The 13570-nt window shown below is 42.6% G+C and carries 11 protein-coding genes; all 11 read right to left on the bottom strand.

Features of this window, described 5'->3' with window-relative positions; genetic code table 11:
* Window positions 1-9: 9 nt before the first annotated feature.
* Window positions 10-1365 carry a UDP-N-acetylmuramoyl-L-alanine--D-glutamate ligase gene (gene murD / locus GFC28_RS06445; protein ID WP_044746592.1) on the bottom strand — a complete coding sequence of 452 codons (1356 nt, stop codon included), beginning with the start codon at window positions 1363-1365 and terminating at the stop codon, window positions 10-12.
* Window positions 1366-2340, bottom strand: coding sequence for a phospho-N-acetylmuramoyl-pentapeptide-transferase (gene mraY, locus GFC28_RS06450; RefSeq protein WP_044746593.1), 975 nt, complete (start codon window positions 2338-2340; stop codon window positions 1366-1368).
* Window positions 2334-2798: a hypothetical protein gene (locus tag GFC28_RS06455; protein ID WP_044746594.1), complete on the bottom strand. Its 465-nt coding sequence runs from the start codon at window positions 2796-2798 to the stop codon at window positions 2334-2336. The genes mraY and GFC28_RS06455 overlap by 7 nt, the downstream gene beginning before the upstream one ends.
* Entirely contained in the window at window positions 2798-4264 is a 1467-nt protein-coding gene (locus GFC28_RS06460) for a UDP-N-acetylmuramoyl-L-alanyl-D-glutamate--2,6-diaminopimelate ligase (protein ID WP_044746595.1), read from the bottom strand. Before GFC28_RS06460 ends, GFC28_RS06455 begins: the two co-directional genes overlap by 1 nt.
* Before the next feature lie 261 nt (window positions 4265-4525).
* Window positions 4526-6454 carry a stage V sporulation protein D gene (locus GFC28_RS06465; RefSeq protein WP_044746596.1) on the bottom strand — a complete coding sequence of 643 codons (1929 nt, stop codon included), beginning with the start codon at window positions 6452-6454 and terminating at the stop codon, window positions 4526-4528.
* A 149-nt stretch (window positions 6455-6603) separates the two neighbouring features.
* Window positions 6604-8817 carry a penicillin-binding protein gene (locus tag GFC28_RS06470; RefSeq protein ID WP_044746597.1) on the bottom strand — a complete coding sequence of 738 codons (2214 nt, stop codon included), beginning with the start codon at window positions 8815-8817 and terminating at the stop codon, window positions 6604-6606.
* A gap of 6 nt (window positions 8818-8823) precedes the next feature.
* Window positions 8824-9183, bottom strand: coding sequence for a cell division protein FtsL (ftsL, locus tag GFC28_RS06475; protein WP_044746598.1), 360 nt, complete (start codon window positions 9181-9183; stop codon window positions 8824-8826).
* A 29-nt stretch (window positions 9184-9212) separates the two neighbouring features.
* Window positions 9213-10145 (bottom strand): 16S rRNA (cytosine(1402)-N(4))-methyltransferase RsmH, encoded by a 933-nt coding sequence (gene rsmH / locus GFC28_RS06480; RefSeq protein ID WP_044746599.1) that lies wholly within the window; start codon window positions 10143-10145, stop codon window positions 9213-9215.
* A gap of 263 nt (window positions 10146-10408) precedes the next feature.
* Window positions 10409-12037 (bottom strand): bacillithiol biosynthesis cysteine-adding enzyme BshC, encoded by a 1629-nt coding sequence (gene bshC / locus GFC28_RS06485; RefSeq protein WP_044746600.1) that lies wholly within the window; start codon window positions 12035-12037, stop codon window positions 10409-10411.
* Between the two features lie 157 nt (window positions 12038-12194).
* Window positions 12195-12581, bottom strand: coding sequence for a DUF3397 domain-containing protein (locus GFC28_RS06490; protein ID WP_044746601.1), 387 nt, complete (start codon window positions 12579-12581; stop codon window positions 12195-12197).
* Entirely contained in the window at window positions 12574-13470 is an 897-nt protein-coding gene (locus GFC28_RS06495; protein ID WP_044746602.1) for a 2-dehydropantoate 2-reductase, read from the bottom strand. The genes GFC28_RS06490 and GFC28_RS06495 overlap by 8 nt, the downstream gene beginning before the upstream one ends.
* Between the last annotated feature and the right edge of the window lie 100 nt (window positions 13471-13570).

Consider the following 13570-nt stretch of genomic DNA (forward strand, 5'->3'; position numbering starts at 1 on the left):
ATGTCCTTTCTATTCAAGCTTATGCACTGCGCTTATAAAAATGTCTCCTCTTTGTTCAAAAGTTTTATATTGATCCCAGCTTGCACATGCTGGTGACAACAAAATAATATCGCCAGGCTTCGATATCTCATAAGCAACAGGTACCGCTTTTTCCACATTATCGACATGATAAACCGTTTCTATTCCTGCCTGTTTCGCTACCCGCTCTAACTTTTGTGCCGTTTGTCCAAATAAAATAACGGCTTGAACCTGTTTAAGATAAGGGATCAAGTCATCGAATTCATTGCCGCGATCCAATCCTCCCGCAAGAAGAATGACTCGCTGATCACTAAAAGCAGATAACGCTTTTTGCGTTGCTAATATATTGGTTGCTTTGGAATCATTAAAAAATTTTCTACCGTTCACAGTGCCTACGTATTGGAGGCGGTGCTTCACTCCAGTAAAGGTTGTTAGCACGCGGGCAATGGCCGCGTTATCTGCGCCTACTAGCTTCGCTGCTGCTACAGCCGCTAATATATTTTCTAGATTATGTTTGCCAGGCAACACAATATCTGATAGGGCGATCACTTTTTCACTGTTCCAGTAGACCGCCTGATCTTTCACATAAGCGCCGCTATTTAATGGTTTGGTAGTGGAAAAAAATATGTTCGTTGCGTTCGATGCCTCAGCGAGCTTCATGACCCATTCGTCATCTGCATTCACGACAGCATAATCGCTTTCTGTTTGATTTTTTAGCAAATTTCCTTTCGCTTGTGCGTATGCTTCCTTCGTTCCATGATAATCCAAATGCGCATCAAAAATGTTAAGAAGCACAGCAATGCGGGGACGAAACGCTTCAATCCCCATCAGTTGGAATGAAGACAGCTCAGTGACAACCCAATTGTCTTCATGAGCCGTTTTGGCTACTTCACACGCCACCATTCCGATATTACCCGCAATCAACGGTTTTTGGCAAGCTTCTTTTAGCATTTCGTAAATCAGTGTAGTGGTGGTCGTTTTGCCATTCGAGCCCGTAATGCCGATAAACGGAGCTTCACAAATGGCATAGGCAAGCTCGACTTCTGTTATGATCGGCAGTCCTTTCTCAAGCGCTTTGGCTACCATTGGATTGGTATATGGAATTCCAGGATTTTTCACCACCAAATCAAATGGTTCATCAAGTAGACCAAGCGGATGCCCTCCGCAAATCACACGAATTCCCTTCTCATGTAGCTGCTTTGCTGCTTCGTTTTCATCCAGCGGCTTTTGATCATTAACGGTCACGCTTGCTCCAAGCTCATGAAGCAGCATAGCCGCTGCGAGACCGCTTTTCGCCAAACCAATCACTAACACTCGTTTCCCCTGATACATCGTTACTTGTTTCAATTACATCCACACCTCGATATAGATTCCGAGTATTGCTAGCAATAAGCCAATCGCCCAGAATGTGACAACAACGCGCCACTCAGACCATCCAATGAGCTCGTAATGGTGATGCAACGGACTCATGCGAAATACTCGTTTTCCTGTTGTTTTAAATGAAATCACTTGAATAATCACTGATAATGTTTCAATCACAAACACGCCGCCGATAATCGCAAGCAATAGCTCTAATTTCGTTAATATCGCAACAGTGGCAATCGCTCCTCCTAACGCAAGAGAGCCGGTATCGCCCATAAACACTTTAGCTGGATGGGCATTAAACACAAGAAATCCAAGAACAGCCCCAACGACAGCAACGCTAAAAATAGCTACATCATATTGTTGCTGGTTCCATGCAAGAACCGCATAGGCGCCAAAGGCAATCGCTGCCGTTCCCGACAACAAACCGTCAAGCCCATCCGTTAAATTGACAGCATTTGAGCCAGCCACAAGCATAAAAACAAGAAATACGATATATCCCCATCCTAAATCAAATGATAGATGGGTTCCTGGAATATGTAACGCTGTGGAAAAATTTTGCTGGTGATAAACCATATAAAACACAAAGGCGATCAGGAGCTGCCCTGCTAATTTTTGCTTGCTTGTTAACCCAAGATTCCGCTTCATGACAACTTTAATAAAGTCATCAATAAAGCCAAGCAGTCCATATCCTATGGTAACAAATAAAAGCAAATAGGTCTCGATCGTGATATGGGAAAATTTTTTCGTCATGAAAAACGTTGTAATCACAATCGAGAGCAAAATCATCATTCCGCCCATCGTCGGCGTGCCAGATTTTTTGTGGTGCGTTTTTGGTCCTTCTTCACGTATGCTCTGTCCAAACTTTAATCTTCGTAAAAACGGAATAAAAAAAGGAGATAGCAGCACCGTAATGAAAAAAGCTGTTACAATTGAAAACATCATCACTTGTTCTAACATGACGGCTCACATCCTTCTTTCTCTTGAGCACCGAACCATTTTTGTTTCAGTTGCTGTAATTCATTTATTACCGCTATATCATATGAATGATTTTGTTCAATATGATGCTGCGGAGCGTCAATGGTCAATAAAAATTGCGTTTCTTTATTGTCCGCTTTTTTTAACGGCAAATACATTTCTAATATGGAAGCTAACGCCTTTAACTCAGAAGGGACGAAAAAGATTGGAAACTGATTTGGAATGTAAGACGGCAATGTTCTGCCATTTTTCCAAAGAGAAGCAATCGCCCCTTGCTCAATAGCCACTTTTAGCTCCCATTCTGTTCCTGCTAGCGGAACAAACAGTCCTTTTTCTGCCTTGCAATAAGGATTCGTAAAAACGGTGCGAAATTCAAGCGCATTGTCGACAATTCCTCTTGTTAAAGGAAATAATTGCTTGACCATTTGATAAGTTAGCATCACCTATTCCGCTCCTTAATGGCTTCGCGGGCAACGATGCGGTCATCAAAGTGCAGCACTTGATTTCCAATGATCTGATAGGTCTCATGGCCCTTTCCAGCAATTAAAATGACATCATCCTTTTGCGCGTGTTCTACCGCATAACGAATCGCTGCTTTGCGATCTGCGATTGAGATATATCGCTTGCCCGCAACTCCTTTTTCCATGTCATGTAAAATATCTTCCGGTCGCTCGGAACGGGGATTATCCGATGTAAAAATCGCTGTATCCGCATATTTTACGGCAATTTGAGCCATTAACGGACGCTTGGCACGATCTCGATCCCCGCCGCAGCCGACAACCACATAAATATTCCGTTTAGCGAATTGCCGAATGGTTTTTAACACATTTTCTAAGCTGTCTGGAGTATGTGCATAATCAACAATAACAGTAAAATCTTGCCCTTCATTCACTGTTTCAAAACGCCCCGAAACGCCTGATATTTCTTCTAGCGCCTCAGCAATCGTAGACAGCGAGAGTCCCGAAGCAAGGCAGGCAGAAGCAGCGGCTAATATATTATACACATTAAAACGGCCGATCAGCTTCGTGCAAATTCGCACCGTTTCATCTGGTGTCACTAAATCAAATTTCATTCCGTTTGGCGTCATTTCAATCTGCTTCGCCATAATATCGCTGTCTTGATCAATCCCATACGTAATAACCGTAGCGGCTGTCATATGTTTATAGTATTCAGAAGCTGGATCATCTTGGTTAAGAATCGCAAATTTCGGCCGTTGATGATCAAAACGATTGCCGAGTTGAGCAAATAACAAACCTTTTGCCAAGCGATATTCTTCCATTGTACGATGGTAATCTAAATGATCCTGTGTTAAATTTGTAAACACCGCGATATCATAATCGCATCCGTGAACACGCCCCATATGCAACGCATGCGAAGACACTTCCATGATCGCCGTATCAATCTCTTCCTCCACCATTTGCTTAAACGTTCTTTGTAATACAAGAGCGTCAGGAGTCGTGTTTTTCACATCATAAGTTTTATCGCCAATTTTTATATGCATGGTTCCAATCAAACCTGTTTTCTTTCTCGCCTTTCGAAACACATAATCGATAAGGTGAGTCGTCGTCGTTTTTCCATTTGTGCCTGTCACTCCGATCAGATGTAGCTTATGCGTCGGTTGACCATAAAAAGCATCTGCCAGCACTGCTAACGCTCGTTTGCTGTCGCGGACAAGAATCACAGGTACGGAAACATCAACTTCACGCTCTGCTATAATCGCCACTGCCCCGTTTTCTACAGCTTGCTGGGCAAAATCGTGACCATCAACCGTAAATCCTTTAATACAAATAAACAGAGCACCTTTTGTTACCTTTCGGGAATCCATCTCAATCGATGTTACAGTCGGATTTTCGCCGACATATGTACCTAAATGATGCAAATAAGAAAGCAATGTTCGCAGTTCCATCTTGTTCATTCCTCTCGTTTAAATTCCCTCATAAAGAGAATGGTCAGTCGATTTGGCCAAAAAACGGAAAAGAAGGGAGCACCGATGTCCCTCCCTTGTCCTGTATGCCATCACCATGCTGATATCCAGTTAATCAATGGCAGGCAAAATCGTCATTACGTACGGATCAAAGAATGCAAGCAGCCAGCAAAAACAAATGAATGTTTCGCTGACTCCCTCGCGCAAAAATACCAATCACAAACGATACGCTTATTCACCGGCTCAACGAAGGCTAGATTTCGTGCCCAAATATACGCGAATCGTTGAGCCTTCCTTCACCTTAACCCCCGGCTTCGGTGCTTGATCAATGACGACATCGCCTTCTCCACTAACATCTAATTTTAAATCAAATAGCTGTTGTTGCAAGTCATTTTTTGTCAAACCTGACAAATCTGGAACTTCCACCATTTTTGTATCATTCCAAGCAAGCTCTTTTTCAATTTGTCCTTTCCGCGGTTTTACACCGATTGTACGCAAACTATCTTCCATAATTTTCCCTACAATTGGCGCAGCAACCACTCCACCGAATTGAACCGTTCCCTTTGGATGGTCAACCGCTACATATACAACCAGCTTTGGATCATCGGCCGGAGCAAAGCCAATAAAAGACACAATATAGTTATCTTTCAAATAGTGACCATCTTTCGCCTTTTGCGCTGTTCCCGTTTTGCCGCCTACACGATAGCCTTCCACAAACGCACCTTTTCCCGTTCCTTGAGCAACCACACTTTCCAGTGCATAACGAACTTGTTTCGATGTTTCCTCGGAAATAATCCTTCTTTTTTCCTTCGGAGTATTACGGCTGATCACCTTTCCAGTTTCCGGATCCACCCATTCTTTAGCAATGTAAGGAGTATATAAAATACCGCCATTCACAGCAGCCGAAACAGCAGCCACTTGTTGGATCGGCGTAACTGAAACCCCTTGGCCAAAAGCTGTTGTCGCCTGTTCAACAGGTCCTACATTTTTTAAATCAAATAAAATGCCAGTCCCTTCTCCTTGTAAGTCAATACCTGTCTTTTCTCCAAAGCCGAACGCTTTAATATACTCAAACAACTTCTCTTTTCCTAGTCGCTCACCAAGCTCGACAAAACCCGGGTTGCATGAGTTCTGCACGACCTCTAAAAAGGTTTCAGAGCCGTGTCCCCCTTTTTTCCAGCAGCGCAATGTGGCCCCGGCGACTTTGACATAACCTGGATCGTAAAAGTGATCTTTTAACAGATTCACTTTTTTCTCTTCAAGAGCTGCTGCCAGTGTAATAATCTTGAATGTAGACCCCGGCTCATATGTGCTCCAGACCGGCAAATTGCGATTATAAATTTCCGATGGCACATTGCGATAGTTCGCTGGATCAAACGTAGGACGGCTCGACATCGCTAGCACTTCGCCTGTATTAGGATCCATAACAATCGCAATAATGCCATCTGGATTATATTTCGTTTCAGCGATATCTAATTCTCGTTCTACAATCGTTTGAATACGCGAATCAATCGTTAGCTTTAAATTTAATCCATCCGTTGGCGGCGTATAGTGATCGGCCATATTCGGCATTCTCTTTCCTTTTGCATCCGAATAAAACTCAACAGAGCCCTCTTGGCCTTTTAGTTCTTTATCATAATACAGCTCAAGGCCGGTTAAACCTTGATTATCAATTCCCGTAAAGCCAAGCACATGTGATAAGTAGCTGCCGAATGGATAATACCGCTTCGTATCCTCTGCAATATAAACGCCTTTTAAATTCAATTCTCTAATTTCTTTTGCTTTCTCATTGGAAATTTTTCTTCCTTCAGGAATCCGTTCGATCAATGTTTGTTTTGTCACATGCTTATACGCTTCCTCAACTGGCATATTTAGCGCTTTGGCCAGCTTTTGAGCTGTATCTGATGGATTTTCAACCTGTCTTGGTATCACATAAACAGTTGGAGCGCTCATATTGGTTGCTAGCGGAACGCCATTGCGATCTAAAATCTCTCCACGCTTCGGTTCAAATGGAATATTTCGGCTCCATGAATTTTTGGCTTTTTGCGCCAATGCATCTCCAATGAATAATTGGACATACCCTAAGCGAGTATCAATAATCGCAAAAACCAGCACCCCGACCAGCAACACAATGGCAAGCCGTTTGCGAACCGTAACATTTGAAACACGCATACGATGGGAACCTCCCTTATAATAGGCTCGTTCCACTATATGCTTGTACGTTTATTTATAGAACGCTTGAAAATGATGATATGACACCTTTACTGCACAGGCTGAAAGAGAAGCTATTTGAGCTTCAACTGTCTTAAGCATCATCATTTTTAATCAACTGGCTGCTTTTTCTTTTCGTCCTTCTTCTCTTTTTGCTGGTTGATCCGATCCTTCCATTTGTCCGGTTCAGCTAGCTCAACAATTAAATAGTCATTCGCTTTGACAGCCGTTTTTGGGCGAATGCTTTGTGCAATGACATAACCGCTCCCTTTTATGCTCGGATTGAGCTGCAGCAACTCGGCTGCTTTCATGACATCACGCAATGACCAGCCATTTAAATCTGGCATCGTGGCTGTTCCATCCGTTTTTAAAACGACACGTTCATGAATGATCGTTTCGTCTCCTGCTGAAGGAAGTTGCGCTGCTACTTTTTCTCCATTTCCAATCACGACAGGCTGCAGCCCCTTGGCTTTCAAATCTTGCACAGCTTCATTCACCGGCCAGCCATGATACGACGGAAGTTCTATTCCTTTTTTACTAGAAGTCGTTTTCTCTGTCTCCTCCGAAGCAGGACGGATATTTAAATATTGCAGACTATTTTTCATCACACTGTTAAAAATCATCGAAACAGGTGCGGCTCCTGTTTCTGTATAGGAAAGCTTTGGCTGTTGAACCGCTACATACATTAATAGCTGTGGATCTTCCTTCGGCGCCATTCCTAAGAAAGAGAAAATGTAATTTTCATAGCCTGTCAAATAACCGCCTTTTGGAGATGGAATTTGTGCCGTCCCCGTTTTTCCGGCTACATGGTATCCTTCAATTTGATAAGGACGGCCTGTTCCTTTTTCAGATGTCACAACCGTCTCCAGTATATCTAACACCTTCTCTGAAGTTTCCTTCGTAATCGGCTCTCCGACGACCTCTGGCTTATTTTGCATCACCACTTTTTTCGTATCCGGATCGATAATGCGGTCAACAATATACGGCTTCATCATTTTTCCGTCGTTCGCAATCGCTGTAGCCGCCTGAATTTGCTGGATCGGAGTGATGGATGTCCCCTGTCCAAACGCGGTTGTCAGCTTTTCAATGGGATATCGATACAGAATATTTCCTACTCCTTCTCCCGGTAGGTCAATTCCCGTCTTTTCATGAAAGTGGAAGCGATGCAAATATTGCAAAAAGCGATCCTCTCCCAACTTTTCCTTAACGAGTTTTGCAAAGGCTACGTTTGAAGAGCGCTGAACGCCTTCATTAAACGTAATAACACCCCATCCTACTTTATTATGGTCACGAATCTCATTTTTTCCCACTCGATAAGATCCAGAGCGATAGAGCTCATTCCCGTTATAAACGCCTTCATTAATAGCGGCCGCCAAAGTAAACACCTTCATCGTCGATCCCGGTTCATAAGGATAAGAAATCGCATCGTTTAAGTAGTTGGTAATGTTGCGCTTATTCGGATCAAAGCTTGGTCTTGTTCCCATTGCCAAAACCTCTCCTGTTTTCGGATTAACGACAATGGCAATGATTTTTTTCGGCTTGTATTGCTTTTCGACTTGATTCATGGCGTCTTCTAAAAACGTTTGGATTTTTTGGTCGATTGTTAAATATACCTCATCTCCATTATCCGGAGGAACAATCTTTTCTTTTGTATCCGGCAGCCGAAATCCTTCCTTATCACTTTGATAAAAAACATAACCATCTTTTTCATGCAAATAGCGGTTTAAGCTTTTTTCAATTCCCATTGCTCCTGCTGTTTTGCCCGTATCCTCTTCTTTTTGAGCATAACCGATTACATAAGAGGCGAATGTGCCGTTTGGATAAAATCTTTTCGTATCACGAATGAAGCCGATTCCCGGCAGTTTGAGCGCTTCAATCTTTTTCTTGAGCTCATAACTGATGTTGCGTCCTTGTGCCCCAAACTCTACCTGCTTTGCCTTTTTAGTTAAGATGCTTTTAACTTCGCTGACCTCCATGTGCAACAGCGGGGCTAATTTTTGCGCTGTCCTATCAGGATCCACTACATGTTTTGGATCTTTAGGATCGGTCGTCATCTTTGGATCAAGCACCGCTACAAGAGTATATGAAGGGGTATCTTCCGCCAGCACTTCTCCATTCCGATCCAAAATGGTGCCACGCTTAGCCTCGATGGTCCGCTTCTGTTCATATTTTTGCTCCGCCTTTACTGCCAAGACCTGTCCGTCTGCCTTGCCTGTTGTCTGCAACTGAACGAACCGAAAAAGTAACACAAAAAAGAGCAGGCTAAATATTCCAAACAATAATGCCGCTCCTTTATGCGTATTCTTATGCTTTTTGTAAGCCATCGTCCATCATTCCTGTACAACCTTTACGTTATTTTCGTTTAATGTGAGGCCCAGCTCCTTGGCTTTCTCCAAAATCCGTTCATACGTGCTAAGCTGCTGGACTTCTACATACAAATCATTGTTGCGCTTTTTCTGCTCATCCATTGTCCCTTCAAGTTGCTGAATATGCTTATTGACTTGATAAATCGTGACTTGATTGGAAATGATTTTGACAGACGAATAAAAGGCAAACAGCAAGAACGAGAATAAAACGATTTTCTCACCAAGCGTGAGGCGAAGCTTCAACTTTCGTTTTGGTTTCGTCTGCGGACGGACCGATGAATGCTGTTGTTGCTTCTCTTGAACTTTGACAGCTGTATTACTCACATTTTCCCCTCCTTAAAAATTCTGTCCTTTTATAGCTTCTCTGCAATGCGCAGCTTGGCAGAACGTGCTCGATTGTTTTCCCCTATTTCCTTTTCTGAAGGAATAATAGGCTTTTTGGTGATGATCTTTAATTTTGGACGATATTCTTCTGGAATCAATGGCAATCCGTGAGGGAGCTTGGGCCCTTCACTCGCTTCCTTAAACGCCGTTTTGCAAATGCGGTCTTCTAACGAATGAAAGGTGATCACGCTCACTCGTCCTCCAGGTTTCAACAGATCAATCGCTTGAGTAATCGCTTCTTTAAATGCTTGCAATTCATCATTGACCGCAATACGTATGGCCTGAAAAATTCGTTTGGCCGGGTGTCCTCCGCTTCTTCGGGCTGGCGCAGGAATCGCTTCTTTTATGAGTTCTACCAGTTCCCCGGTCGTCTCAATGGGCTTCTGCTGCCGGAATGCTTCAATTTTTCTGGCGACTTGTTTTGAAAATTTCTCCTCACCATATTGGAAAAAAATATGTACAAGCCGTTCATATGGCCAGTGATTCACAATTTCATATGCAGTGAGCGACTCCTCTCGATTCATCCTCATATCGAGAGGTGCATCATAATGATAGCTAAAGCCGCGTTCTGGCGTATCTAATTGCGGCGAAGATACTCCCAAATCAAATAAAATTCCATCCACTTCGTAAATGCTGTGTTCAGCTAGTTTTTCCGCTAAAAAGCGAAAATTGCTTTTAATAAATACGACCTGCCTCTCATACTGTGCTAATTTTCTTTTGGCATGCTCAATCGCCGTTGTATCTTGGTCAAACGCGAACAGCCTTCCTTGCGTCGAAAGCTGCGAAAGCAAGTATTCGCTATGTCCGCCGCCGCCAAGCGTACAATCGACGTAAATGCCGTCCGGATTGATTCGCAGGCCATCCACTGTTTCTTTTAATAAGACTGTTGTATGCTTAAACACAGCCTCACCACCTTTTTCATGATGTATGCTCTATGTAAGTAGCCGTTTATTTATTATACAACAAAACGAAACAATTTTTTAGGTTTTTTCTGTAAAAATACGTCTATTTCTGCATCTTTTTGTCGTATTCCGTCTAATCCCCCTCCAATCAAAACGATCGTTCGCTTTTCCACCTGATTTTCTTGAATTGTTTTTCTCTGTACTATTCTTGTCCGAAAAAAAAAATCCTGTACAAAACAGGATTTTTCGTTCGACTCTTTCTGTTATAGATATACAATTTTATGCAAACCATTCCATTTATATTTGACATTCATCAGACGTTCGACAAAATCAAATCCGTATTTATTAATGTAATAAAAAATGTTCCAGACTCGCTCTTGTGGTCCTTGATTCGGGAACAGCGACATTTCAATGCGGGCAAATTTGCGCAGTTCCACCTCATATTTTCTCTCAATCGAGCGATGCAATGTTTGGTGAAGAAAATCGATCTGTGATTGAATAAAAGCAGCATTTTTCGCCAATACATCCGTTAAACCGCGATCAATCTCCACCCCTATCTCCCTCAGCGGCCGATGAATTTCTTCAATGCTTTCTTTAGCACGGGCAATCATCTCATCAAGCGGGTATTGGACTTGACGCCCGTACCATTCTGATTTAGCTTGCTCGATCTGTCCTTGCAGCACATCAAACACGGTTATTCCAACTTCACGCAAATCGGTGTCAATCGAACGCTCGACAAGCGTAATATTGAATCTTGGAACAACAGGCGGCATCGCATAGTCAAATAACGAAAACGCTTCCTTTAATTCTGCCCAATACGCAATTTCCCCTGGACCAGCGATAAAGGCGAGGGTTGGAAACAAGAATTCCTGCATAAGCGGTCTCGTTACCACATTATTGCTTAGCTGATGCGGTGAGCGTTTCGCCATTTGCAATAGCTCTTCCTTCTTCCATACGATCTCATTTTTTTTGCTTCGGAAATATTCTCCATTCTCCTCTGCTTCCAGCAACAATCTTTCCTTTCCGTCATAGTAAAAGAGATTGGCTGATCGCGGATGAATATCGAGCGTCTTGCGGTATCCCAATTCTTCCAATCGTTTTTGCTGGTATATGACTGCTTCTGTTACCTCACTGTAGCGCTCAATCAGCGATGCAAAAAATTCACTTTCAACGGCTCTTAGCGATTCATCAGCTGCATTTACGACTACAAGTCCTTCTGAAGCAAATAACCGGAGAACAATCTGGGCAAAGAAGTCCACAAAAGTATTGGCTTGTTCTACACAATTCTCTAAAAAATGGAGCAGTTTATCTGTCGTTTCTGTCTCTCCATACGTTTCTATCACTTGCTGAATCCATTCGATACAGATTTGCCGATCAATCGGCAATTGAGCAACCATTCGCTTTTCCCGCACTGCATGCGGATATGTATGCTTTTTGATTTTTCCTTGATCAACTACATAAACATGATCCACTTCTGCAATATCGTGGTCTTCTCCAGCCATCCAAAACACCGGCACAACCGGAACTCCCAATTGCTCCTCCTGTTCTTTCGCTAGTTGAATAATGGACAGCATTTTATAAATGGTATAAAGCGGACCAGTTAGCAACCCCGTTTGCTGTCCTCCGATGACAACTACGCTAGATGGATTCAACAGTTTTTGAATATTGGCCATCGTCCGTTCACTCGCCTGGAGCGCTTGATGATAAGAAAGCAAATGATCCACCAATCTTTGGCGCGGGTACGTTCGCCTGCTTAGATCGCTCAAGCGCTTTGCAAATACGTCCTCCGCGCGAACGTCGTATGCAAATCCAGCATCCATTGGAAACGTTCCCGCTATGTAATCCGATGCTAGCGACGTCGTCGCTTGTAAAGGAAATTCATATATCTCCATACTTGAAAACTTCCTTTCTTATTTCTTGGTTTTATCAGCACTAAAAATCAAGATATTTCGCTATATCAGGGGATTTGTTTCGTTCTTTTTAAGAAGCGAACACTCATGAGTATAGCATTCTTTTCTCCAAATGAAAAAATATGCGCTCACAGCTATTTTATATGTTGTTGACGATTCTTACCAAAATTCCATATCCAAGCAATCCAAAGTAAGCAAAGAAAAATAATAAAAAGCTAAATCGCCAAAATAAACGAAAAACAGTGGCAATATGTAAGTCCCCTTTTTTCTGCCAATATCCTACTGCAAACAATATATTAATTATAATGAGCAAAATGACCATAGGCCACCAATATGATTTTCCCCAAATGGCTTGAATCAAGAAATGAACCGCAATGATAAAAAAGATCGTTGAGATATTGATCGCTGTATAAAATGACTTTTTCTTTTTTTTGGTTAATTTTCTCGTTACCATATAAACGACAAAAAAAGCAAGCAGTGGCATTGTGACAAAAGCTGCTGCTATATGAGCAACCAAATTACCCATTAAATCCCCTTCCTTCCATCCCTTTTACGGCGTTCATTAAAAATTGGCAAATGGGCGTTTGCACACCTTTTTCTTTACCTTTGGCAATCACATATCCCAAAATCGCTTCAATTTCTGTCATCCGGCCATTTTCGAGATCGCACAGCATCGAGGAACGGTTATTAGCTGTTCGTTCGCATATCCGGACAATCCGCTCCCGCGCTTCGTTCTCATCAGGCAATGACAACGCTAAACATATTTCCGAAAATAGCAATTCCATCATTTTTTTATATTCTTTCGTTTTTACCAATTCTCCATTTGGAACACGTAACATCGCTGTTAGCGGGTTAATGACAGCATTGACAACGAGCTTATTCGTCAGCAACTGCTGCCAATTATGTTCAAATTCGATCGGAAAATCGGAACTAGAAACATCCAACAGTTGCTTTAACGGCCCGGTATCCCCCTGAAATAAAGCAATGGAAATCTTTCCAATTCCCGTATGTTCAACAGTCCGGTCATCCTTTTTAAACGCTCCGTGTTCAACGGTGCCCACGGCAATACACTGTGCTTTAAGCTGAGATAAAAGAGAGACATGCCCCATGCCGTTTTGCAAAAAAACAAAGGCCCCCCCATCTGTCCACTGATTGCACAGCTCGATTGCATGAACCATATCATATTGCTTAACGGTAACAAAGAAAACATCCGCTTGCATCTTTTCATATCCAGCTGCCCATGCACGGATCGGCACGATTCGTTCATCGCCATTCTTTATCATTCGCAAGCCTCGTTCATTAAGAAGATTCGCTTGCGTTTTCCGACGCGTATAAATCGTTACCTCGCATGTGCTCGATAAATAAGCTGCAATTAATAGCCCAATCGCTCCGCCGCCGATAATCCCTATTTTCATCTCGATGTTCCTCGCTTTCCATTCATACACTCCTGCGACTATTTTATCAAATTACGAATCGACCCGTTAATAGAAAAAGCTGATCTCAAAGGATCAGCTT

It is taken from the genome of Anoxybacillus sp. B2M1, from assembly GCF_001634265.1.
GTDB lineage: Bacteria > Bacillota > Bacilli > Bacillales > Anoxybacillaceae > Anoxybacteroides > Anoxybacteroides rupiense.

Coding starts and splice junctions, on each gene's coding strand:
- GFC28_RS06470 (WP_044746597.1), bottom strand. CDS start 8,817: ATGGCTTACAAAAAGCATAAGAATACGCATAAAGGAGCGGCATTATTG.
- GFC28_RS06465 (WP_044746596.1), bottom strand. CDS start 6,454: ATGCGTGTTTCAAATGTTACGGTTCGCAAACGGCTTGCCATTGTGTTG.
- bshC (WP_044746600.1), bottom strand. CDS start 12,037: ATGGAGATATATGAATTTCCTTTACAAGCGACGACGTCGCTAGCATCG.
- GFC28_RS06460 (WP_044746595.1), bottom strand. CDS start 4,264: ATGGAACTGCGAACATTGCTTTCTTATTTGCATCATTTAGGTACATAT.
- GFC28_RS06455 (WP_044746594.1), bottom strand. CDS start 2,798: ATGCTAACTTATCAAATGGTCAAGCAATTATTTCCTTTAACAAGAGGA.
- mraY (WP_044746593.1), bottom strand. CDS start 2,340: ATGTTAGAACAAGTGATGATGTTTTCAATTGTAACAGCTTTTTTCATT.
- GFC28_RS06495 (WP_044746602.1), bottom strand. CDS start 13,470: ATGAAAATAGGGATTATCGGCGGCGGAGCGATTGGGCTATTAATTGCA.
- GFC28_RS06490 (WP_044746601.1), bottom strand. CDS start 12,581: ATGGGTAATTTGGTTGCTCATATAGCAGCAGCTTTTGTCACAATGCCA.